This is a genomic window from Microcystis sp. LEGE 00066 (genome assembly GCF_015207925.1).
In the GTDB taxonomy this organism is placed as follows: Bacteria; Cyanobacteriota; Cyanobacteriia; order Cyanobacteriales; family Microcystaceae; genus Microcystis; species Microcystis ichthyoblabe_A.
In genome coordinates this window covers 1-21,681 of the sequence record NZ_JADEVX010000070.1, presented here as the reverse complement: position 1 = coordinate 21,681, position 21,681 = coordinate 1, and the positions used below count along the sequence as shown (strand labels likewise).

The window sequence follows — 21,681 nt, the reverse complement described above, 5'->3', positions numbered from 1 at the left end:
TACAATCCGACATATAGTTGATTCTGATAGTTCCCAGCTTGTACCAATGTGAAAATATGTTCTATATTCTCGCCAATATTCTAACGTTACTAAAACTTGTTCTTCTATAGATAGTTTAGGTTTCGGTCCCCTTTTAGATGGTGAATTAGAGTCGGCTTCAACACTTTTTACTGATTCTACCATCTTTCTATAGGTTTGTTTATACACACCGAAACGGCGTTTGAATTGTTCATCTGATAAGTTTTGATAATCCATAATTTTGCTAATAAACATAGCAAAATTATAGATGATTTCCTGACCTAAGATCACATTTTATTCTTTTTTCCACTTCAATCTAAGAATTGAGAAAAAAGCAAAACCCTCCATTATACCATAAAAAAATTATGCAAGAGGTCTAAAGAAGAAACTATCAGTATAGACCTCGTTTCCACACAGAAACCAGAAGAGCCATAAATGAACAACACTATGTTAAGGAATGTAAAAGAGGCGGTTTTCGCTGCTGCATACAGCTTTCTACCCTATTTACAAAACTTTATACAGCAGCGAAAACTTATGTCCGACTACTTAAACCAGAAGGATCTGGTACAATGGTCAAAAAGCATGGGCGACATACACCGTGCTAAGTAAGTAGGCGAAAAAACTTATAAAATAGCAGAGAACCCTTTGTGGAGGAGGAATAAAACCTTGCCAGCCCCTCTAAAAATTGATTTAAGTGAAGAAGAAGACAAAAACCTGCTAGAACTGCAAAAACTTGCAGGAATTCCTTATAGGGTCAAGGAGAGAGCCGAAATCATTCGACTTAGGCATTATGGATGGTCAGCGGAGAAGATAGCCCAATATAAGGGAAAATCGCCCCACACCGTGCGAGATTGCTTCCATCGTTGGAAAAAGCGAGGAATGGAAGGATTGTGGGAAAAAATGGGGAGAGGAAGAAAAAAGAAGTGGAAAGAGGATGATCTGGTTTATGTAGAAAAATGTCTAGAAGAAGATTCACGAACCTATAATGCGGCTCAATTAGCTCGAAAACTAGCAACAGAGCGAAAAGTTGTTTTGAGTCAAGATAGATTAAGGAAAATTCTCAAAGCAAGAGGATGGGTCTGGAAAAGAACAAGATATAAACAACCCAATGGTGCTGATCCTCAAGTTAAATTAGCTAAAAAAGCCGATTTAGACTGGTTGTTCTGGGCGCACAGTGCCGGAGAAATCCGTCTAAAATTTTTGGATGAATCAGGTTTTTCTGTTTGGAGTCCCGTCAGCTACACTTATGCTCGTCTTGGAGAGCAGAAAGTCTTACAACAGACTAAAAGACGAGGAAAAAGATTAAATATTCTGGGACTTTACTCGGTGGGAGTGAGTTTTGACTATGGATTGAAATTAGGCTCCTTTAAAGGGGACACTTATATTAAGCTTCTCGAATGGCAAGCCCAACTCGCTGCCCAACATTTTGAAAAGACGGGGGAGATTACCGTCATCGTTCAAGATAATCATCCCATTCATACGAGCAAGCAAGTCAGAGAATATTGGGATAAGTGGCAGCAGCAAGGATTATTTTTCTTTCAACTGCCCAAATATTCCTCTGAAATGAATCTTATTGAAATTGAATGGCATCAATTAAAAACTCATGAACTGGCAGGTCAAATTTTGCCCGATGAGTACGATTTAGCGATCGCTGTTAAACAAGGGATCGAAGCTCGCGCTCAAAAAGGAGGATACGAAACTCACTGTTTTAAGTTTAATTCTGCCTAGCTACTTAACTGCCCACCATCTGTTCTACGAGTACGAGGTAATACCCGTGTCTAATTGATTTATACCGCAAATACGCAACGCCAAATTTTGTTTTGCAAAGATGTCGCAGATTGTCCAAAATCCTCTAATGCTAATGAGTATCAGCTTATGAAATCATCTCAAACTGGTATTAATTTTCCCAATAACTCTGGTCGATTTCTCAGTGCTTTTCAGAGAAAACACTTAGAAAAAAGCCTAGAAAAAGGGTTGTCTAAGCGCCATTTTCAACGAATTCAAATTATGCTGCTGGCAGATGAGGGTAAAACCCAAACCCAAATTTGCCAAGAGTTGGGCTGTTCCCATAGTACAGCACGCCATTGGATAACCCTCGCCAAGTCTGGTCAGGCTCACCAGTGGAATAGTGGCCCAATTGGCAGACCTCAAACTGTAGACGAGGAATGCTTGCAGCGTTTGAGGAAGTTAGTCAGTCAAAGCCCTAGAGAAGTTAAAGTCCCTCACCGTGATTTTAGTTATTCGGCTTCCCGATGGACTGCTAAGAAACTCAGCGAGCACCTGAGCGCAGAATTAGGAATTAAAATTAGCGATCGCCATATCAACAGACTACTCAAACAAATGGGTTTATCTACCAGACCAAAATCGAATAACCTTGAAAAAAATGAGCCGAAAAAATCCAGTAAAAGCGGCATTGTGATTAGGGACATTCCAGAGGAGGCGGCATTTTCTTAATCATCATGAAAAATCTATTAAGTGCTATTAAGTGTTTGCAACACTATCGAGGGAGAAATGACTGCCAAAGAATATCTATCTGGTCTAATCGGTCAATTTTTATCAGAAGAGGATTTAGCCAGTTTAGTTGAGTCGGCTGAATTTTCAAAACCTAACCCCGGTTTGTTGTTGGAAAGTATCTCAGCATCCGATGGCTTATATATTTTGGTCGCTGGCAAAGTAAGACTGGTTAACAGTAGCCTGGACTTAATTAGCACCCTGCATCCGGCTCAACTATTTGGGGAATGTACTTTGTTTCCTGAAGCCGGTTTTTTAGATTATGCTGTCAGGGTTTCGCCTCAAGCAGAGCTATGTTATATTCCTGGTAAAGTTTTGCGCTCTATCATTCATAAAAATTCCCGATTTAAGGAGTATTTGTACAATTTAGCTACCGCTAAAGATAATGAACAAAAAAGTAAATTTTCCATCAATACTCAACTAGATTTATCCGTAAACGACGACCAGGAACTAATTGCGGGAATTAGCACAATCAAAGATGAAATATATCTAAAAACCCACAAGCAAAAAGTTAACAAGGCTTATTTCCCTAGCCCCACTCAGCGCGTTACTCATCTATGGCAGCATATTACTAGACGCTATCCTTTTTTTGAGCAACAAAGTGGTTCTGACTGTGGTGCTGCTTGTTTAGTAATGGTTGCCCGTTATTGGGGCAAAAAGTTTAGTGTCAACCGCATTCGAGATATTGCTAATGTAGATGCCAATGGAGCTTCTTTGCGAGGACTATCCGCTGCGGCGGAAAGTATCGGATTTTCCACTAGACCAGTTAAAGCCAGTATTGACCAACTAGCTAAACAAAAATTACCCGCAATCGCTCACTGGGAAGGCAAACATTATATCGTAGTTTATGAAATCACTCACAATCAAGTCATTGTTGCTGACCCTGCTATTGGTCAACGGAGTTTAACATATCCAGAATTTAAAACAGGTTGGCAGGGTTATACACTACTCCTACAACCGACAGCTTTAATCAAGGAACTCAAAAATCATACTACCCCATTTTGGCAATTTTTTAATTTAGCCAGTCCTCACGGTCAAGTATTGCTAGAAGTATTTATTGCTTCCTTAGTCATTCAAATTTTCGGATTAGTTACCCCACTATTTACTCAGTTACTCCTCGACCGGGTAGTTGTTCAAGGCAGTACATTAACCTTAACGGCTGTGGGATTAGGGTTAGTCATTTTTGGTTTATTTCGGGTTGCTTTGACCGGGTTACGACAATATCTCCTCGACCACACTGCCAACAAAGTAAATTTAGCCATGATTGTGGGATTTATTACCCACACTTTCCGATTACCCCTGCGTTTTTTTGAGTTTCGCTATGTGGGGGATATCATGGCCAGGGTGCAGGAAAACCGCAAGATTGAGAGATTTCTAACGGGTGAAGCCCTATCTATTGTATTAGATTTACTCACGGTCTTTATCTATGTGGGACTTATGTTCTGGTATAGCTGGAAAATGGCTTTACTGGCATTAGTCATTGTGCCACCTTTTTTCCTGCTTGCTATCATTGCTACTCCTTTCCTACAAAAGATATCCAGAGAAATATTTGCGGCCTTAGCGGAAGAAAGTGGTTATTTAATCCAATCTTTGACTGGTGTACGCACGGTCAAATCTCTGGCAATTGAGCAAGTAGTGCGCTGGCGTTGGGAGGAGTTTCTCAACAAGTCAATTCGCAAAAACTTTTCTGGGCAGATTATTAGCAACCGACTCCAAGTATTTAGCTTAACCATTGAATCTTTAGTGACCACTGGGCTGCTTTGGTTTGGCGCTTGGTTAGTGATTCAAGGAGAATTAACCATCGGGCAGTTGGTGGCTTTTAATATGTTAATTGGCAATGTAATAAACCCTTTTCAGCGGTTAACGGTTCTATGGAATGAGTTACAGGAGGTAATTATTGCAGTGGAGCGAATTAATGATGTGATTGATACCGAACCAGAGGAAGATTTGCAATCTCAGGCTCGTTATTATTTAACAGATTTACGAGGAGATATTATTTTTGACAAGGTGACATTTCGGTACCACCCAGAAAGCGAAACTAATGTTTTAGAGAATCTCAGCTTTGAAATCAAAGCCGGACAGACTGTAGCTTTAGTGGGGCGTTCTGGTTCAGGAAAAACTACTATTTCTAAGCTAGTTTTGGGGCTATATACCCCTACAGATGGGAAGATTTTCATTGATGGTCATGACATAACTAGCATTTCTTTATCTTCTTTGCGTCAAAGGGTTGGTGTTGTTGACCAGGATACTTTTTTATTTGGTGGCACAATTCGGGACAACTTGACCCTAGCGCGACCTTCTGCAACTCAGGCGGAAATTATCGAAGCCGCTCAATTAGCAGGTGCTGACGAGTTTATTCAAAAGTTACCGATGAGTTATGAAACCCAGATTGGTGAAGGTGGAGGGTTATTGTCTGGTGGTCAACGGCAAAGATTAGCCATCGCTAGGGCGTTATTAGGCAATCCTCGTCTATTGATTTTTGATGAGGCAACTTCCCACTTAGATGTGGAGTCGGAGCGAATTATTCAGACTAATTTGAATAGAATTCTTAAGGGACGTACTACATTAATTATTGCCCATCGCTTATCTACCGTTAGAAATGCTCATATAATTTTAGTTTTAGATAGAGGAGTATTAATAGAGCAAGGAAATCACGAGCAGTTAATGGCAAAAAAAGCGCATTATTACTATTTAAATCATCAGCAACTTAACTAATGTTCATAAATCTGAGCAAGATTTTCATAAATTATGACCCAGTTTAATGAGATTAACCAAGCGGACTTAAATGGTCGTAAAAGCGACCAAAATCTACCAGGAAGTAACCTAAACTCTTCGGCGGATTGGTCTTTTGCCACAAAGGAACTGTTGGATGCCTTACCTCAGCGGTGGACGCGAGGACTGCTCTATTTTTTAATCGTTTTTGTGGCGATCGCTTTGCCCTGGGGAATGTTGTCTCGGGTAGATGAAACGGGTAGTGCTAGGGGACGGTTAGAACCGCAAGGTGGTACAATTAAGCAAAAGCTAAATTTAACCTATACATCTGCGGCTCTTAATTCCCAAACGGCTAAAGTTGAAATGCTAAATATTGAAGAAGGAGACATGGTAAAAGCTGGGGATATTTTAATGGAACTGGACAGTCTCCCTATTCGTGAGCGAATTACCCAACTGCAAATTCAACTACAAAGTCAAAATAATCGGCTGAATGCACTAAAGCAACAAAAAAATCAGCTAGAAACCGAACTGCGTACCCAAGAACGGCAAAATCAGTCCCAACAATTAGAGAAACTATCTCAGGTAGAACAAGCTCGACAAACCTTTCAGTCTCTTAAGACAACATACAATTTGCAAGAACAGGAAAAACTGACTCAAATTGCTCAAGCGGAGCAAAATCTGGCAGCACTCAGAAGAACCTTAAATTTACAAAGAGAAGAGAAACTGACTCAAGTTGCCCAAGCCAAACAACAGTTAGAGGATAGCAACACCGCTTATAATTTAGCAGAATTGCGCTTACAAAAAGCCTTGAGGGAAGTCGAACGTTACCAGAATCTTTTCCATAATGGGGTGATAGCGGAAGTTCGGGTCGTTGAACAGGAAAATATCGCCGATGAAAGACAAAGTATTTGGAAGCAAAGTCAAGCAGATATTGAGCAAGCCAGACTGCGATTAGAAGAGCAGAAAAGCAGTTATGAGAGAATTGTTAATCAAGGGAAGGCGGATATTGAGCAAGCGGAGTTACGATTAATCGAACAAAAGAGGATTTATGAGAGAATTGTTAATCAAGGGGAAGCGGACATTGAGCAAGCGAAGTTGCGTTTAGCCGAGCAAGAGAATAGTGTTCAAACCCTTACTCATGCGGGGGAAATTGCTCTGTCTAAAATTAAAGAACAGCTAAAAAGTTTGGATAGCCAAATCAGTAGTATTAAATCTGAGGTGACGCAAACAAAGAAAGAAATTGATTCTTTGAAGTTTGAGTTAGAGAAACGGATTGTTAGAGCCCAAGAAGGAGGCACTATTTTTAGTTTGCCGATTACTGGGGTGGGAGATGTGGTACAACAAGGAGGAATGATTGTAGAAATAGCGCCCCAAAAAGCGGATATTTTATTGAAAGCAGAAATGGCCACTACACAAAGTGGTTCATTACAGAAAGGAATGGCGGTTAAGATGAAGTTTGATGCTTATCCTTTTCAGGACTATGGCGTAGTTGATGGAAGTTTAATTAAAATTTCCCCAACCACCAAAATGCAAGAAACATCTCAGGGACGAGTAGCAATTTATGAACTAGAAATTCATTTAAATCAAACTTGTATTCCTAGTGCTAATGACTGTATTCCATTACGTCCGGGAGATACGGCTACCGCTGAGGTGGTGGTGCGTCAGCGTCGCATTATTGATTTTATTCTTGACCCATTCAAGAAGTTACAAAAAGGAGGTTTAGAATTGTAAAAACTTTTTGGCAATCTCTCGATGTTGTAGTTTTTTCAGGAAAAATTAATCATGTCACAATCTATTACCATTACTGCTGAAGATATTCTGAAACAAGTTAAGCTGTCTTTAAAAACTTCTGAACTCATAGAAGCAATTATTACCCGTAAAATGATCGCCAATACGGCAGAAGAGATAGGAATCAAGCTAGAAGCTGAGGAGCTTCAAGAGATGGCAGACAAATACCGAAAAATGTATAAACTTCTTAGTGAAGAGGATACCTGGGCTTGGATGAAAAAAAATCATCTGTCTTTAGATGATTTTGAAGAATTTGTGTACTATCAAGGTCTTTCCACAAAACTAGCTGTTCATCTTTTTGCGGATAAAATTGAGCCATATTTTTATGAGCATCAATTAGATTATGCTGGGGTAGTAATGCATGAAGTAGTGTTAGAAGATGAAGATTTAGCGATGGAATTATTTTATTCTATTCAGGAAGGGGAAATGAGTTTCTATGATGTGGCTCACAAGTATATTGAGGATAAAGAGTTACGCCGAAAAGGAGGATATCGAGGGATACTGTCTCGTAAAGATTTGAAGCCAGAGATTTCGGCTGCTGTTTTTGCTGCGACACCACCAGAGGTTCTTAAACCGATTGTGACTTCTAAGGGAGTGCATCTAATTTTAGTCGAAGAGATTATTGAAAGGAAGCTAGACAACTGGCTGCGAAATAAAATTGCTACAGATCTATTTAACGATTGGGTTAGTAACTCTCTGATTGATTTCCAAGCTAATAAAAATATTGAGATTTGCAATTAAGTTTTTTTAAAAAACATCAAATAAACCGAGATAATAAAACTATCTCGGTTTCATTTTTTGGGAACCTCGAAAAATCATAACAAAAGCAATTAATCAAAGTCTCCTATTCTCTTCAACTCTCGTAGCAAACAAAAGTCCACGTAATTATGATCCGCCGACCTCCTAATGTATCAAGCATTTCCGAATCGGTCAATTCATGCATATAACTTTCAGAATCCGAGAATAAATCTGCACCAGCAGGACGTAAGTCAGAAATAGTAATATTAGCCATTTTCGTTTCCTCTTGGAATAAGTTTTACTTTGAGGTAATCAGATTAATTATGCTCTTCCTTTCCCTATGACTCTTATTATTGCCTAACTCTCCAATAATGACAAGGGGTTGAGCAACTTTAAAATTCATCTAACTAGCACAATTATGTCTCAATTTTACCGACCAAAACACCGTAATTTCATGTAGATTATGACCGCAAATTCCCATTATTTCGTATCACCGAGCTTTGTTTTTGAGACAGAACTAACACAATTATGTCTTTTTTATATCTCTCTCCTCTGGGTTCGGGGGGTGGTGGGTCAAAAAAATAGCCCTATGCCCTAATGAGACTAAACTTTAGCGATGGGCCGATCGCTACTTTATTTTAAGATAGGCGATAAGTCTGACGGCATAGCGACCCTTACCGCTTTTTGGGCTCTTCGTTACTTGTTATGGTTCGATAGGGGGGCATAAATCAACAAAATCTTTATCTGGTAAGGGATTTAATTGATTAGTTCGCTTTAGATAAAAAACAATTGACAAAAATCGCCCAATGTCTTTCTCTATAAGGGTTCCATCCCTTATAACTCCCGTCTATTGCATAAGACAAACCGAAGAACCGCTTTTTGTTATAGTAAGATGGCTAGTTAAACAAATCACATGAGTGGTATTAACAGAGAAATATATCTAGAAAACCGAACCAGTCTGATTGACAAACATTTACCCGAAACCGAAAAATCCCAAAGAGAACTGGAAATCGAAGGAATCGTCTATTTGTTTAACAATCGCCAGACAATGGAGAGAGTGGCAGAGGAAATTAAGCAAAGAGGAGAGAGAACGGGAGCAGCAGATTCAGAAGACAAATACGAACGCTATGGATTATTTTTTGCCGAACCAATTGGGTATATCCTAAAATTAGATGGAACGAGAATCCCTCTCCACTATGGAGAAATAAAAATAAAAAAAAGCACAGGAAAATATCATGTCATACCTCGTACCAGACCGCGCACCACAAAATCCTGAAAACGCAAAAACGCAAATTACGCCAACAGAAAAAACACAATGGGAATTTGCCGAAATCTGGGTAGATCCTTGGCTTTCACCCCCCTATATTCTGATGTTAGTTAAAGAACAATCCGGTAAATTCTCGATTCAAAATCCCGCACAAAACTATCAATCTATCTTTACCAGCGATACTTACGAAGAAAGTCTTATGTGGTTACTGGAAGATGAATATGAGCGAGTCACAGGTCGCTTTTGCCAACCAGAGTAAAAGCAAGGCGATAAGCCTATTTTACCCGAAAAAGAAACCAGGTTTCTGAGTCTCCGAGTTCTGCGCCAAGAAAGAAACCGGGATTTTTTCTATGCTTTACCCAGAATAACTCAGGAAAATAGTAAAAACCCGGTTTCTGATTTTCTCTTAGCATCAGCTTGCCAACTCTAATCCCTGATAAACATCCTCAGAATCAGCATTCAAATAAGGACGCTGCCAATCAATCCCCAACCCAGAAAACTGCTCAGAAATAGCAGTAATGCGACCCACCGCAGAATTGTCCTCCTGTTGCCAAGCCATCAATAACCCATTGGCTATAATCTGACAGCGATTCATCCCAAAACTTTCCTCACTGCCAAACTTTTTGTCCGGTTCCTCCGCTAACCCCAATCCTGGTGCTAACTCCAGAGTAAATAAAGGTATTTCAGGCTTAAAAACAGACTGATTTTCTTGATAAACATGAGCCACAACCTGCCTGACCAACTCATAATCTGTTTTGCCAAAATAAAGCACCCCAGCATCATATCGTTGATAATCAACCGGATTATATAAAGCCTTAAAACTAAAAGGAATCCCCCTCTCATTTAACCTTTCAGTCAACCCAGCCATCACAGCCACCGCACCTTCAGGAGTAACATTAAAATAGAGCCGCACCATAGCTTCCTCTCTCTGTAAACCGGCATTACCCACCGCCATATAAAAGCCATTTTGCACCAAATTCTTAGGCATCAAAATTGACACAACATCCCCCACAGCCGCCGCTTTTTCAGACTCTTGAAGATGCTTGTCCCGTTGGATATGTAACCGCAAACCGCCCTTAGTTACAGCCAAACTGCCATCGGTTTCTTCTCTCAAAACCGACCAACCCGAATCAAAATAACCCTCCCCTTTATTCGCTTCCTCTAACTGCCCATAAAAGTCCATAGCTACGCCAGCAAAACTATTATTTTCCAAATCTAATTGCTGACCCTTATTCTCAGAACCTAATGCTTGCGATGCTTGCATCGACCCATTATAATAAATGCCATAAAGAAAACTCCGCAACTGTAAGCTCATATATTTATCCTGTATTTCCTTCGGTAAAGCCTGAATCCGAGACAACATCTCAGCCGGCATTTCCCAGGGTTGATAGTTAGGATGACGAATCGAAAAATTAGCGGAAATTTCGACATTTTCAACAATATCTAACAAAACTTCCTTTAACCGACCTCCAACTTCAGAGGCTAATTGATGAGATTGAGAATTAAGTAATGACATAATTTTTCAAGATATGCAACGATAATGAACTACCCCGCCGCAAGCGGACGGGGTATCAGAATCAAAATAGACTCAATTGTAGATTTTGGTGTAGCTGCAGGTATTCTTTATCTTGTTCTTTTACATATCTCGCTATCATACCTTCATCCCCATGCTTTCCTACCGTACTTGCGTAATATCCATCACTCCAAAACTCTCCTCCCCACAACTGCTTTTTCACTTGAGGACACTTTTTGAAAATTTCTCTCGCCGTTATACTTTTAATCATTGTCACTATCCTTGTCACACTATAGGTCGGTACTGATTGCACCAGAAAATGCACATGATCTTTATCCACTCCAATTTCTACAAACTTTATCTCGTATCGTTTTTCCATCTCTAGACAGACTTCTTTCAACAAGCTATCTACCTGTTCGTCGAAAACGGCTTTACGATATTTGGCTGGGAACACTAAATGATATAGCAAAACACTTACATTATGGCTCTTATGGATGTATTCACTCATTTTTCTATTGTACGCCGCGAGCGGCGGGGAATTAGACCCGAAGAGATTAAACTTGGCCAACAACAGAAGAATTCATCTGATTTAACTGAGTAGCAGTAGCCCCAAAAATCGTGGACATTGATGATTCAGGACGACATAACAAAGCCTTGGCTACCTGAAGCATAGCAATTTCAGTATTATTAAAGATTTTTTGATACTGAACCATGGCCAAAATTGCAATAATTAAAGAAAAACCGGCCAACTGGACTACTTGCTTTAAGAAATCAGGACGATATTCTAAGATTTCTGGGAAAGTTTCTAAATAAGCTAAAGTTAACCCACCGATAGATGGCTGCAGTAATTCTAGGGGAGTAGTGGCTAGTCGCAGAGATTCTTCAATACTGAGAGAATTACTAATCACTAAGCTACCCAACCAAGTTTGTAAATAACTAGCGATCGCCATTCCCAAATCAAATGCTGGATCTCCCCAATCAGACCTTTCCCAATCAATCAACCGGATCCCATTTCCATTAATATCTTCCCAGTTTCGATTCAGGAGAATATTATTCAGCTTGAGGTCATTGTGAGTCAGACAAACAGGAGAAATAGTTTCACTTGCTTGATGAACTGCTTCTCCTAAGCTATCATATCGTTGATAAAGTGCAAAAAATTTCAATCCATCCATCGGAGCCATACCAAAAATTTCAGGACCGATCCTTTCCAAACTCTCTAATAATAGCGGAGATACTTTCGGTTTTCCAGCAAACTCTTCTTTGACAAAAAATTCCCGATAAATACTCTGATTCCAGGTATCACGGTGAATTGTCGCCAAACAACTGCCGATTTGAGTAGCAACCTGAGCCGGAAAGAGATTCTCTTTAGAATAAAACTCTGCTAAATCCTGATAATTATCCAGATAAGTAGAAACTAAAATTGAGTTCTCAGCATCGTGCAGCAGTAATTCTGGTAGAAAAGCACGCCAATGGTCAAGTTCAGGAAAGTTCTCTAGAAATTTGGGGATTCGCCATTCCCCAAAAAACTCGCCGACAGTTTCTTTTTCTAAATTAATAAATTGTTCTTGTTTAACCAGTAACTTTCGCCCCTCTGGTAAAGTCACTAATAAGTTAAAATTTTTAGCCTGAATCTGCTCTACTCCCGGATTTTCTTGTGAGCGATTGCAGATTTTTTGGTCGATTAAATAGTCATAAACATTTTGAGAACTTAACACAAATTTCATAATTACAATTATTCTCAAATATCGCTGATCTGTTTGTATTGATTTTAATTATAATTGATGATAGCCTTATTGCCAAGCTATTCATCTGCATTAAAAAAACATAATTAACACAATTATGTCTAAACTTCAACTAATCGCGCCAGTCAACCTGCCTGTTAGATTGGTTTAGGGCTAATTGCGATTGCTCGATAGACAAAGAAACCGGGTTTCTCCACAGGGACAAGGCGGCTTTTGCTGCCTTCCATAAATTCGGTAAGTATGTGGTACAGTTTCGTTATGATTGGTTTTTAAAAGTACCTTTTGCCGATCAATTATTTATGGCGAGATTTTTGCATCGATCGATCCCAAAATCAGAAAGAATTGCTTTTTTAGAAGATTTTTTAGCGGCAGATTACGAGGCCGCCCTAGTCACAATTTATACATCTGTGAGTAAAAAAGCAGTGGAAATTATGCCGGGTAAATTTGCCGAGATTAAGATACCAACTCTTTTAGTATCAGGGGAAAAAGACATTATTATCCCCGCCAAAATGGGTAAAATGGCGGCGGATTTGAATAATAATATCCAGTATGTGGAGATGGCTAATACTGCTCACTTTCCCATGTTAGAAGATGCCCCTACTTATCTAAAAAAATTGCAAGATTTTTTGGAAATTAATTAGCGCTGGCTGAATAAATCTAAAAACCTTGTTGGATAAGACTTTTAGACTTTTTTCCCCTCAAAAAGTGCCAGCCGTTGCGGAGATCGAGGGGAAAATTCAGGTACTTTTTCCCTGAAAATTAGGCAACTGACTACCTCAAAATCGGTAAAACCCCACACCCCACACCCTGCCCCCAGGAAAAGCTTTTTCAGCAAACCCTAATTAAGGCGGACATTGCTATCCTAAATGTTTTGGCGGGTGCGCCCATTTCTTCTGAAAAAAGTGATGCGTATTCCGCTTCAAATTCTGACCAGGGAATGAGGTTGGCCATAATTACCCAACGATTATCTTGGGATAATTTCCCCTCAAAGGGCAGCTCGAAGTTTTCTGGTGGGGTTGAGGGTAACTCGCTTTTACGGTACATTAGCACTAATTAGAGAAGATGCAAGGGTGATGCAAGGGTTTTAAGAGATTCTAGCAGATTTAAGTGCATTTGGGAAGCTCTCAATCAAGCTAAAAGCCCTTTCCTGTAAGGTTTTTACCATTATTCAGCCAACCCTATCTTAGGTCGCGAGGTGGGCTGCTGGCAACTCGATCGCTACTCAAATAACCAGTTTGACAAAGAAAGAGATAATAAATGTTATAACAGTAGTAATCTACAGGCGTTCTTTTGTCTGTCTCCAAGAAACCTAAACGCTCCTTTTTGCCAAGATATTTCGACGGTCAGCCAGAAAGAGCGTTCCAGCAAGAACAGCCTAATTTATCCGAAAATTACCTATGGTTATCAACAAACGCGGACTTGTTCTCGGTGCTACAGCAGTGGTCCTGTCTACCGTCGCCGTCACGGGGGCGGGATTCCGACTCTCCCAAAGTCAAGCTTTTTTTCAGGAAAGTCCCAAGGAAACCGTTGATGAGGTTTGGCAGATCATCAACCGCACTTATTTAGATGGCACTTTTAATCAATCGGACTGGAACGCCATCCGCAATCAGTATTTAAATCGTTCCTACAAAAATCAAGAGGAAGCATACACCGCTATCCGCGAGATGTTGAAAACTCTCAATGATCCCTATACCCGTTTTATGGATCCCAAAGAGTTTAACAATATGAGAATCGATACATCGGGAGAATTGACCGGGGTAGGGATTCAATTGACCAAAGATGAGAAAACCAAGCAGTTAGTCGTGGTTTCACCCATTGAAGATACTCCCGCTTCTAAAGCTGGTGTGCTGCCCAAAGATGTGATTATCGCTATCGATGGTAAATCTACCGCAGACATGGAACTCGATCAAGCGGTGAGCATGATCCGCGGCAAAGTGGGGACAAGCGTTAAGATCACGATTCAACGGGGTGAGGAGAAGAAAGAATTGACTCTTACCCGGGCTAAAATTGAAATTCACCCGGTACGCGCCCACACAGAAAACACCCCGATCGGTAAAGTCGGTTATATCCGTCTCAATCAATTTAGCGCCCAAGCTAGTGGCGATATGAGTCAAGCGATTCGCGAATTGGAAGCTGAACAGGTGAAGGGTTATATTCTCGATCTGCGTTCCAACCCCGGTGGTTTACTCTACGCCAGCATCGAAATCGCTCGGATGTGGATACCCGATGGTTTAATTGTCTCTACGGTCGATCGCAAAGGGGTGACGGAACGTCAACGGGCTAACAATCAAGCTTTGACTAATAAACCCCTAGTTGTCCTAGTCGATGGTGGTTCCGCCAGTGCCAGTGAAATTCTCTCCGGAGCTTTACAGGATCATGATCGGGCGGTTATTGTCGGTACGAAAACCTTTGGTAAGGGATTAGTGCAATCGGTACGCAGTCTTAGTGACGGTTCCGGATTAGCGGTGACAATTGCCAAGTATCTCACCCCCGACGGACGCGACATCAATAAAGATGGTATTCATCCGGATGTGGAGTCGGAACTGAGTGAGGAAGAGCGCAAAAATCTTCAACAGGAACGGGATCGGGTGGGAACTTTCCAGGATCCTCAATTCAAGAAAGCTTTTGAAATCTTGGAAAAAGAAATCGCGGAAGGCAAGAAAACGCCCACCAATACCGCTAAACAATAGGTTGACATTTGCCCGCTCGAATTAAACCCACCCGACGGGCGATCGCTTCTCCCCGCTCGGCAAAGGGACCCCAGTATTGACCATTGACTGGGGTTTTTCCGTTTTCTAGGGCTATAATCTGACAAATTCCCGTATTTTCTTGAACAATGTACCAGTTTTGTGCGCTATTATCCATAGATTTTTCTCCTTAATCCCTCTATTCCCTTGTTTATAGCGTCTCTCAATCCCGAAGTAAAAAATTTTTATAAACTTCTTGACAAAACCAGGGAGATAAATGCTAATATTAAAAAGGTCTGTCCAATGGGGATTAGCCAAGCGGTAAGGCAGCGGGTTTTGGTCCCGCCATTTCCTAGGTTCGAATCCTAGATCCCCAGTTTAAGATTTTTTATCCCTAATCCGCCAATGATCGAGAATATCCTTGATCAAAGCTTCCTTGAGCCAAATACGAGCAATAAGCGTCAGGGGAACCGCCAGAAATAGCCCTAAAAAGCCAAAAATCGAGGCAAAAAACAACTGGGCCAACAGGGTACAAGCGGGTAAGAGCTTGAGCGACCGCACTGTTAAAATGGGCAACGGTGGATGATGGTCGAAATACTGAATTAACAGATAAATACTGCTGTAGAGTAGTAAAACCGCCCAGGATTGCCAGGGAGCTTCCAGAAGGGCAATAGAAAAGGGTAAAATCGTGCTTAAAACCGGCCCGAGGTTGGGGATAAAGGTGAGAAATCCTGCGAGAATAGATTGGGAAAAAGCGAGGGGAATGCCAATCAGGGATAGACCCAAACAACTGCCCAAGGTCATAATCAACATATGACAGAAAATCCCTTTTAGCCAAGCTTTTAAATCTCGATCGCAGTGTTCTAGGATCGATCGTACCCTAGAACGGTAGAAAGCGGGAAATAAACGCAGAAAGCAACGGTAGTAAGCGGCAGGATCGGCGAGAATCATCAAGCTCAGGGCAATAATTAGCAGTAAGCTGAGGATAATGCCAAAAGTACCGTAAAAAATGCTCAAACCCCGGCCGGCAATTTGGTTAATTAGGGGTTGTAATTGAGCGAGCAGCGTTTTAAAGTCTGGAAAGACAGTGGCCAGACTAGGATCGAGATAATCCTCAAGACGATGCACTTGTCCCCAGAGTCTTTCTATCGCTTGGGGTAATAAACTAAATAATTGGCGAAATTGTTGGACTAAAGCGGGTATAATCACTAAAAAAATACCGATAATACCAATAAAGAAGCCAAAAAGGGTGATAATTAGGGCGTGGGAACGCTTGAGGTGATGACGCTGCCACCAAGTCACAGCCAAATTTAAAATCTGAGCCAGAAGAATCGCCATCAATAATAATAAAAGAATCTGTCGAATCTGCCAGAGAATCAACAGACAAAAGACTAACAGGACTAAACCGAAGCTGCTGCCAAAAGTCATGATGAGTAAGGAGAAAAATTCCTAATCAGTTATTGTCCGTCTCCAGAGGGCAAAAACCGTGAGCAGAAAAGGAGTAAAAACCAGAATTAAAGTGTTAAGAGGACCAGGAGCGATCGATAATAAAGGGGCAAGATATTTAATTCCCAGGGAAATTAAAGCCGATATCAAGATTATTTTGATAATAAAGCCGCTCATAGATGAATGTTTAGGGGACACCAGCACTATCTTATCCCTGAAGAGGTTAAAAATTGCTCAAAATCTGGCAATCATCCCCCTTAATCCTCAAATCCCTAGAGGCTCCTTTGGTGGGCAACCAAACTCAGCCGGAAAAGGATACTATGGCCAACTAGAAAATATTAAATTTTTATAAAGTTTTTTCAATTTCCCTAACAAAATGTAAAAATAGATACAGAATAAGAAATAAGATCTTTTCGTTTGTTGACCCTAAATAGGGACGACAAGGGGGATTAAAGTCACTTTAAAGCATTGCAGGGAGTCAGTGATATTATGTTAGCCTATCGAGGAGTTAAGTATGAAAGGGATTCTCTCCCCTTGGAGATGAAGACTGGAGATATCGGGGGTAAATATCGAGGTCAAGACTGGAATCACCATTATCCTCGCCATATGCTCCAATTAGAGCCGAAACTGCATCGTCAGTATCGTGGGGTTGCCTACAGCACCCGTCCTCATCTTGCCGGACAAGTCATCCCCAACACTTGTCCGTTACCGGTTGTCAAACCCCCTATTGTCGTCCAAGAGGAAACCCTTTCTAGCGTCCATCTGAGCAATATTCGTCTTCGTCTGGAACGTCGTTTACAAATCGCTCAAGAGAATGGGGATGAAACCCTCGTTAATCTCTTGAAAAAAGAATCCCAAGACTTAGCCTTAAACTGCTAGATTAGCGGTTTTTTTACCACTTTCCCCTCGGCAAAACCGGGGGGAATATTTTTGGGCGCAAAAATCTTATCGATAGAAAATATCACCCTGGTTAGGAGCTTACAAGCTTTTAATTATATTAGGTCGAGGTCTATTTTAGTTCGGGTTCGGATTGGGGCGTTGTATCATTTCCACAACATTTTTGATACCTTGGATAAAAGTTTGGAAACTACGGGATTTATTTTCAGTTAGGGAAAGATGGGGGGCAATCTGTTTAGAGTGGGTTCCTGCATAATACTCTTTCACTAGCTTTTTTAATTCTTGTTTGGCCGAGTTAAGCAGGTCCGGTTCTCTGTATTTACTTTTATTTTGTTTTTGGCCGAGACTATTTAAATTATACGCCTTGGACACCGCTGCTAAATCCCCCAGAAACCAAGATTCTAATTCATGGCAAATAATCCGAATTAAGACTTGAGCATCACTGGCATTTTGACAAATTTTTCCTAGGTCTTTTTTGAGTTTTTGACAGTCGTGGGAATCCTGATCATGGACAATAATAAATTTGGTATTGGGACTAGATTTATTGAAATCTTTGAGTTTTATAGGAATAGATTTTGCTAGGTCTTGTTTACCTTGATGACTAATACATATATAGCTTATTTCTGGGGGAATAAGTTTAGGCAAAAGTTCTTCTAACACATTTTTTATAGATGACTCTTCTAGCAAAAATACGATATCATAGTTCATTAGGGTTCTACTCCTTTAAACCAGCCTTGATTCCAAAGATAGCCGGGTAAATCGCCTTCTGCTACTAAGTTTTTGAGGATTTCGTTATCGGCAGCCCTATGGATTTGGGTGATACCTTGGTATTTAATTAGCCAGAAAATACTAGCTAGTGGAACCGCGTTGATAAAATCGGGGGAGTGGCTAGAAACAAATACCTGACCCCCCTGATCGCTATAGTGGGCGAATTCTTCGGCTAGTTCTTTTAATAAAGTAGGATAAAGTTGGTTTTCTGGTTCTTCGACACAGAGTAGGGGATGAGGATTGGGATCGAATAGTAATATTAAATAAGCGAACATTTTCATAGTCCCGTCAGAAACATAGCGATCAATAAAAGGGTCTTTAAAGGCCTGATCTTGAAAACGTAAAATCAAGCGACCGTCTTCGGTTTCTTTGGCTTCCACAGAGGAAATACCCGGAACTCGTTGTTTCATTTTTTCGAGAATTTGCTGAAAAATTTCGGGATATTGTTGATAAATATATTGAGCAACTGTAGCTATATTGTCGCCAGTGGTGGATAAGTGTTCAGCATAAGATATTTCTTTACTTCCTCTAGCTTCGCTAATATGAAAGTCAGAAACGTGCCAATTTTCAATCAGAGAACGAAAGGCTGTAGCGGCTTTAAAACGTTGAAATTGTCCTAATCCTTTGATTGCTAGTATATCGTTAGATTCTAGCTGTTGTTCTTCTCGATCGAGTTCTTTATCCGGTTTACTAAAATCTTCTTCGTTGGTGATAGCATATCCTTGACCAAGTTGAAAATCTAAAAAATGAAAAGGTTTACCGTGTTCACCCCGTTTATAGCGAAGTATTTCGCGTTTGATAACGGGGCGATTATTGTTTTGTCCAATTATGATTTGATAAGTAACCAGACGTTCTGTATCTAAGATTTTCATGCGAAATTGCAGCTCGATTTCAATATCTTCCTGTTCTTGACCTCTAGTGATAATTTCTCTATAACCGCCGCGAATTTGTAAAGCTTGGCGAATGTTGTTTTTGAGGGCATCTCGCAGAAACCCAAAAATATCAAATAGAGTAGATTTTCCCGTGCCGTTAGCTCCAATAATCACACAAAAAGGGGGAATATTTCTTATGTGTATATTTTTAAACATACGATAGTTTTTTATTTTAATAGAAACAATTTTCATGATATAATCGAGCCGTTATAGTTTTTTTGATTATACGATTGATCAGGTGAAGATAATTGATCAATTAGCCAAAAAAGCCAGAGATTAGACTCTCTTGGACATTGGGGGATAAATCAGTTAGAAACTAGAGAGGCAAGCTCAACCGCCTGAGGAAGGGACAAGAAACCAGACTCAACACAAGTTGCCCAAAATAGCGTAAATTGTCTATAAATTTGTTCAACGACTTAAATTAGTACAAATGTTCGACTGTATTATCATCGGTGCGGGACCAGCAGGAGCGACGGCGGGTTATCATCTAGCTAAAAAGGGACGATCGATTCTGATTCTCGATAAAGCGAAATTACCCCGTTATAAACCCTGTGGTGGGGGGGTATCCCCGGCAATTAAGCAATGGTTTGATTTTGACTTTACCCCCGTGATCGAGAATACCGTCACGCAAGTGGAGTTTACTTGGAAACAGGGGGATGCCGCCACCACTAAGTTAAATATGCTAGAACCGATGTGGATGGTACAAAGGGATCGTTTCGATGATTTTTTAGGTCAACAGGCGATCGCAGTCGGGGCAACTATCCAAGATAACAGCGAAGTTACTCAGATCAAATTTGTCCAAGATCACTGGCAAGTTACCACATCTCAAGGAACATTTTCAGGTAAATATCTGATTGCTGCCGATGGTGTTAAGGGTAATACCAGTCGCTGGTTGGGATTACCAGCAAAAAACGAAGCGATCGGGGCTACTCTGGAAATTACTAACGCAGAAGCGACTATTCCCCCCCAAAAAGCTTTTTTTGACTTTGGTTCCCTAAAAAATGGTTATATCTGGGCTTTTCCCAAGTCTAATGGTTACACAATTAGCGGTGGTTGTTTTAAGGGCAGCATCAAATCCGAGGAGTTGAAAAAACAACTGTTAAATTATGCCTGTCAAAAAGGCTGGAATTTACAGGATTATCGCTATAGTGAGTATGCTTTAGCCCTTTGGAACGGAAATCAACCGCTACACGCCCAAAATGCCTTAATTACAGGGGAAGCGGCGGGGATTCTCGATCCGCTCATCGGTGAGGGTATCCGTCCAGCAATTTTGACGGGAGTTAAGGCAGCCGAGGCGATCAATCGAGCTTTAGCCGGAGATAATCGGGCTTTAGCGGGCTATAGTCGGATAATTCGGGAAGAATGGGGGGAAGATATGGCTTTAGCGGCCAAATTAGCTGGTTTATTCTATCAATTTACCCAAATCGCCTACAATGTCGCCGTTAAACGGCCGATCGCCAGTCAAATGATGGGACGTATTCTCGTGGGAGATTTAAAATACCGGGATGTTACGGAACAAGCGATGCAACAATTGAAAAAGCTTTTACTGCCCGGATTCGGTTGGTGATAACACCTCGCGCACCAGGGTGGGGGTGACTCGATCGCTAATGGTAACTTGGCCGATTGCCGTTGGTAAAATAAATCTAACCTTGCCATCTTTAACCTTTTTATCGGCAGTAAGAGCATTAACCATCTCATCGGCATTTAAAGGCGGCATATGGGTTTCTAAGGCGGCTTTTTCGATTAAATCGGTTTGACGTTGATTTTCCCCGGCGGTCCACATTCCCAGTTTAACAGCGATCGCTCCTGCCGCCACCATCCCCATCGCCACCGCTTCCCCGTGGTTAACGCTAGTATATCCCGTTAGACTTTCAATGCCGTGGGCGATCGTGTGACCATAGTTTAAGATCGCCCGCAAACCCGCTTCTTTTTCGTCTGTGCATACCACATCTGCTTTAGCTTGGCAAGACTTTGTAATAATTGTTTGCAATAGCTCGCCATCAATCTGAGAAAAACTAGCTAAATTGTCCGAGTCTTCTAACTGTTGAAATAAATCAGAATCCCAAATTACACCGTATTTAATCACTTCTGCCATTCCAGCCCGAAATTCTCGCACGGGTAGGCTTTTAAGCACGTTAGGATCGATCAGAACTAATTTCGGTTGATAAAACGCCCCGATCAGATTTTTGCCCTGGGGATGATTAACACCAGTTTTACCCCCGATGGAAGCATCCACCATCGCTAACAGGGTGGTGGGAACCTGGACAAAATTAATGCCCCGTAACCATGTGGCTGCCGCAAATCCCGTCATATCCCCGATTACACCACCACCGAGGGCAACCATAGTCGAGGAACGTTCCAACCGGTGAGCGAGGGCAGTATCATAAACTTGGGCGATCGAATCGAGGGTTTTATAATTTTCGCCGGCGGGGATCAGATGTGTAAAAACGGTAAATCCCGCTTTGTCTAGAGAATTAACGGCTGTATGTCCGTAATAGTCAAAAATTTCGGGATTAGAAACCAATAAAACCTTTTTACCTAAGTTTAACTGGCTCATTTCTGCACCGAGATTAGCTAAACTGCCCTTCTCGATCAGAATATTATAGGAGCGATCGGGTAAATTAACGGGAATACAAATAGCCATGGGGTGTGGGGTGTGGGG

Annotated in this window: 20 protein-coding genes, 1 tRNA gene and 2 pseudogenes; 12 read left to right on the top strand and 11 right to left on the bottom strand. The window is 41.0% G+C overall.

Annotated elements, in window-relative coordinates:
• Positions 1 to 273 (bottom strand): transposase family protein (locus IQ224_RS11665; RefSeq protein ID WP_194032966.1); only part of this gene is annotated, 273 nt, incomplete at its 3' end.
• Between the two features lie 411 nt (positions 274 to 684).
• Between IQ224_RS11665 and IQ224_RS11660 the strand changes: the two genes are divergently transcribed.
• The 7 genes from IQ224_RS11660 (at position 685) to IQ224_RS11630 (ending at position 9,293) form a co-directional block, all read left to right on the top strand.
• On the top strand, positions 685 to 1,746 hold the full coding sequence (locus IQ224_RS11660; protein ID WP_002745145.1) for an IS630 family transposase: 1,062 nt from the start codon (positions 685 to 687) through the stop codon (positions 1,744 to 1,746).
• Positions 1,747 to 1,893: 147 nt separating this feature from the next.
• A complete protein-coding gene (locus IQ224_RS11655; RefSeq protein ID WP_002745147.1) occupies positions 1,894 to 2,472 on the top strand; it encodes a helix-turn-helix domain-containing protein in 579 nt (192 codons plus the stop codon).
• Between the two features lie 57 nt (positions 2,473 to 2,529).
• Positions 2,530 to 5,244 (top strand): peptidase domain-containing ABC transporter, encoded by a 2,715-nt coding sequence (locus IQ224_RS11650; RefSeq protein WP_002745148.1) that lies wholly within the window; start codon positions 2,530 to 2,532, stop codon positions 5,242 to 5,244.
• A 33-nt stretch (positions 5,245 to 5,277) separates the two neighbouring features.
• Complete coding sequence (locus IQ224_RS11645) at positions 5,278 to 6,972, top strand: HlyD family efflux transporter periplasmic adaptor subunit (protein ID WP_002745151.1); 1,695 nt, start codon at positions 5,278 to 5,280, stop codon at positions 6,970 to 6,972.
• 51 nt (positions 6,973 to 7,023) lie between these two features.
• On the top strand, positions 7,024 to 7,770 hold the full coding sequence (locus tag IQ224_RS11640; RefSeq protein WP_002745153.1) for a peptidylprolyl isomerase: 747 nt from the start codon (positions 7,024 to 7,026) through the stop codon (positions 7,768 to 7,770).
• Positions 7,771 to 8,680: 910 nt separating this feature from the next.
• Complete coding sequence (locus IQ224_RS11635) at positions 8,681 to 9,043, top strand: hypothetical protein (RefSeq protein WP_002738203.1); 363 nt, start codon at positions 8,681 to 8,683, stop codon at positions 9,041 to 9,043.
• The gene (locus IQ224_RS11630) at positions 9,003 to 9,293 is read left to right on the top strand and encodes a hypothetical protein (protein ID WP_002737941.1); all 291 of its coding nucleotides are present in this window, start codon (positions 9,003 to 9,005) and stop codon (positions 9,291 to 9,293) included. Before IQ224_RS11635 ends, IQ224_RS11630 begins: the two co-directional genes overlap by 41 nt.
• Positions 9,294 to 9,446: 153 nt before the next feature.
• On the opposite strand, the gene IQ224_RS11625 is transcribed toward IQ224_RS11630, so the two are convergent.
• The 3 genes from IQ224_RS11625 to IQ224_RS11615 all read right to left on the bottom strand — a co-directional run bounded on the left by IQ224_RS11625 (position 9,447) and on the right by IQ224_RS11615 (position 12,271).
• Positions 9,447 to 10,550 (bottom strand): T3SS effector HopA1 family protein, encoded by a 1,104-nt coding sequence (locus tag IQ224_RS11625; RefSeq protein ID WP_002745159.1) that lies wholly within the window; start codon positions 10,548 to 10,550, stop codon positions 9,447 to 9,449.
• A 61-nt stretch (positions 10,551 to 10,611) separates the two neighbouring features.
• Complete coding sequence (gene tnpA / locus IQ224_RS11620) at positions 10,612 to 11,055, bottom strand: IS200/IS605 family transposase (protein WP_002740761.1); 444 nt, start codon at positions 11,053 to 11,055, stop codon at positions 10,612 to 10,614.
• Positions 11,056 to 11,101: 46 nt separating this feature from the next.
• Positions 11,102 to 12,271 carry a phosphotransferase gene (locus tag IQ224_RS11615; protein WP_002745161.1) on the bottom strand — a complete coding sequence of 390 codons (1,170 nt, stop codon included), beginning with the start codon at positions 12,269 to 12,271 and terminating at the stop codon, positions 11,102 to 11,104.
• A 218-nt stretch (positions 12,272 to 12,489) separates the two neighbouring features.
• Between IQ224_RS11615 and IQ224_RS11610 the strand changes: the two are divergent.
• Positions 12,490 to 12,930, top strand: a pseudogene (locus tag IQ224_RS11610) (alpha/beta fold hydrolase); the annotation flags it as partial.
• A gap of 199 nt (positions 12,931 to 13,129) precedes the next feature.
• Here IQ224_RS11610 and IQ224_RS11605 read toward each other — a convergent pair.
• A pseudogene (locus tag IQ224_RS11605) lies at positions 13,130 to 13,333 on the bottom strand (IS5/IS1182 family transposase); the annotation flags it as partial.
• A gap of 353 nt (positions 13,334 to 13,686) precedes the next feature.
• On the opposite strand from IQ224_RS11605, the gene ctpC reads away from it, so the two are divergent.
• Positions 13,687 to 14,979, top strand: a complete 1,293-nt coding sequence (gene ctpC, locus IQ224_RS11600) for a carboxyl-terminal processing protease CtpC (protein WP_002745181.1) — start codon at positions 13,687 to 13,689, stop codon at positions 14,977 to 14,979.
• On the opposite strand, the gene IQ224_RS11595 is transcribed toward ctpC, so the two are convergent.
• The gene (locus IQ224_RS11595; protein WP_002736073.1) at positions 14,969 to 15,154 is read right to left on the bottom strand and encodes a hypothetical protein; all 186 of its coding nucleotides are present in this window, start codon (positions 15,152 to 15,154) and stop codon (positions 14,969 to 14,971) included. The genes ctpC and IQ224_RS11595 overlap by 11 nt on opposite strands.
• A 126-nt stretch (positions 15,155 to 15,280) precedes the next feature.
• Here IQ224_RS11595 and IQ224_RS11590 point away from each other — a divergent pair.
• Positions 15,281 to 15,353: transfer RNA gene (locus tag IQ224_RS11590), tRNA-Gln, on the top strand.
• 1 nt (position 15,354) lies between these two features.
• Here IQ224_RS11590 and IQ224_RS11585 read toward each other — a convergent pair.
• Both IQ224_RS11585 and IQ224_RS11580 read right to left on the bottom strand, forming a co-directional pair.
• Complete coding sequence (locus IQ224_RS11585) at positions 15,355 to 16,404, bottom strand: AI-2E family transporter (RefSeq protein ID WP_002745183.1); 1,050 nt, start codon at positions 16,402 to 16,404, stop codon at positions 15,355 to 15,357.
• 21 nt (positions 16,405 to 16,425) lie between these two features.
• A complete protein-coding gene (locus IQ224_RS11580; protein ID WP_199309408.1) occupies positions 16,426 to 16,599 on the bottom strand; it encodes a hypothetical protein in 174 nt (57 codons plus the stop codon).
• A 309-nt stretch (positions 16,600 to 16,908) separates the two neighbouring features.
• On the opposite strand from IQ224_RS11580, the gene IQ224_RS11575 reads away from it, so the two are divergent.
• On the top strand, positions 16,909 to 17,301 hold the full coding sequence (locus IQ224_RS11575; protein WP_194032965.1) for a DUF4278 domain-containing protein: 393 nt from the start codon (positions 16,909 to 16,911) through the stop codon (positions 17,299 to 17,301).
• A 135-nt stretch (positions 17,302 to 17,436) separates the two neighbouring features.
• Here IQ224_RS11575 and IQ224_RS11570 read toward each other — a convergent pair whose 3' ends face one another.
• Together IQ224_RS11570 and IQ224_RS11565 are read right to left on the bottom strand one after the other, a co-directional pair.
• Positions 17,437 to 18,027 carry a DUF4276 family protein gene (locus IQ224_RS11570; RefSeq protein ID WP_002745191.1) on the bottom strand — a complete coding sequence of 197 codons (591 nt, stop codon included), beginning with the start codon at positions 18,025 to 18,027 and terminating at the stop codon, positions 17,437 to 17,439.
• On the bottom strand, positions 18,027 to 19,211 hold the full coding sequence (locus tag IQ224_RS11565) for an AAA family ATPase (RefSeq protein ID WP_194032964.1): 1,185 nt from the start codon (positions 19,209 to 19,211) through the stop codon (positions 18,027 to 18,029). The genes IQ224_RS11570 and IQ224_RS11565 overlap by 1 nt, the downstream gene beginning before the upstream one ends.
• Before the next feature lie 238 nt (positions 19,212 to 19,449).
• Between IQ224_RS11565 and IQ224_RS11560 the strand changes: the two genes are divergently transcribed.
• On the top strand, positions 19,450 to 20,586 hold the full coding sequence (locus tag IQ224_RS11560; protein WP_194032963.1) for a geranylgeranyl reductase family protein: 1,137 nt from the start codon (positions 19,450 to 19,452) through the stop codon (positions 20,584 to 20,586).
• On the opposite strand, the gene aroB is transcribed toward IQ224_RS11560, so the two are convergent.
• The gene (aroB, locus tag IQ224_RS11555) at positions 20,563 to 21,663 is read right to left on the bottom strand and encodes a 3-dehydroquinate synthase (RefSeq protein ID WP_002745196.1); all 1,101 of its coding nucleotides are present in this window, start codon (positions 21,661 to 21,663) and stop codon (positions 20,563 to 20,565) included. The two genes, IQ224_RS11560 and aroB, sit on opposite strands and share 24 nt — an antisense overlap.
• Positions 21,664 to 21,681 lie beyond the last annotated feature (18 nt).

Bases quoted from the DNA above. Each gene is read 5' to 3' on its own strand.
- IQ224_RS11640 (WP_002745153.1), top strand. From the start codon at position 7,024: ATGTCACAATCTATTACCATTACTGCTGAAGATATTCTGAAACAAGTT.
- IQ224_RS11655 (WP_002745147.1), top strand. From the start codon at position 1,894: ATGAAATCATCTCAAACTGGTATTAATTTTCCCAATAACTCTGGTCGA.
- IQ224_RS11560 (WP_194032963.1), top strand. From the start codon at position 19,450: ATGTTCGACTGTATTATCATCGGTGCGGGACCAGCAGGAGCGACGGCG.
- IQ224_RS11595 (WP_002736073.1), bottom strand. From the start codon at position 15,154: ATGGATAATAGCGCACAAAACTGGTACATTGTTCAAGAAAATACGGGA.
- aroB (WP_002745196.1), bottom strand. From the start codon at position 21,663: ATGGCTATTTGTATTCCCGTTAATTTACCCGATCGCTCCTATAATATT.
- ctpC (WP_002745181.1), top strand. From the start codon at position 13,687: ATGGTTATCAACAAACGCGGACTTGTTCTCGGTGCTACAGCAGTGGTC.
- IQ224_RS11570 (WP_002745191.1), bottom strand. From the start codon at position 18,027: ATGAACTATGATATCGTATTTTTGCTAGAAGAGTCATCTATAAAAAAT.
- IQ224_RS11625 (WP_002745159.1), bottom strand. From the start codon at position 10,550: ATGTCATTACTTAATTCTCAATCTCATCAATTAGCCTCTGAAGTTGGA.
- IQ224_RS11615 (WP_002745161.1), bottom strand. From the start codon at position 12,271: ATGAAATTTGTGTTAAGTTCTCAAAATGTTTATGACTATTTAATCGAC.
- IQ224_RS11585 (WP_002745183.1), bottom strand. From the start codon at position 16,404: ATGACTTTTGGCAGCAGCTTCGGTTTAGTCCTGTTAGTCTTTTGTCTG.
- IQ224_RS11630 (WP_002737941.1), top strand. From the start codon at position 9,003: ATGTCATACCTCGTACCAGACCGCGCACCACAAAATCCTGAAAACGCA.
- IQ224_RS11565 (WP_194032964.1), bottom strand. From the start codon at position 19,211: ATGAAAATTGTTTCTATTAAAATAAAAAACTATCGTATGTTTAAAAAT.
- IQ224_RS11580 (WP_199309408.1), bottom strand. From the start codon at position 16,599: ATGAGCGGCTTTATTATCAAAATAATCTTGATATCGGCTTTAATTTCC.
- IQ224_RS11635 (WP_002738203.1), top strand. From the start codon at position 8,681: ATGAGTGGTATTAACAGAGAAATATATCTAGAAAACCGAACCAGTCTG.
- IQ224_RS11645 (WP_002745151.1), top strand. From the start codon at position 5,278: ATGACCCAGTTTAATGAGATTAACCAAGCGGACTTAAATGGTCGTAAA.
- tnpA (WP_002740761.1), bottom strand. From the start codon at position 11,055: ATGAGTGAATACATCCATAAGAGCCATAATGTAAGTGTTTTGCTATAT.
- IQ224_RS11650 (WP_002745148.1), top strand. From the start codon at position 2,530: ATGACTGCCAAAGAATATCTATCTGGTCTAATCGGTCAATTTTTATCA.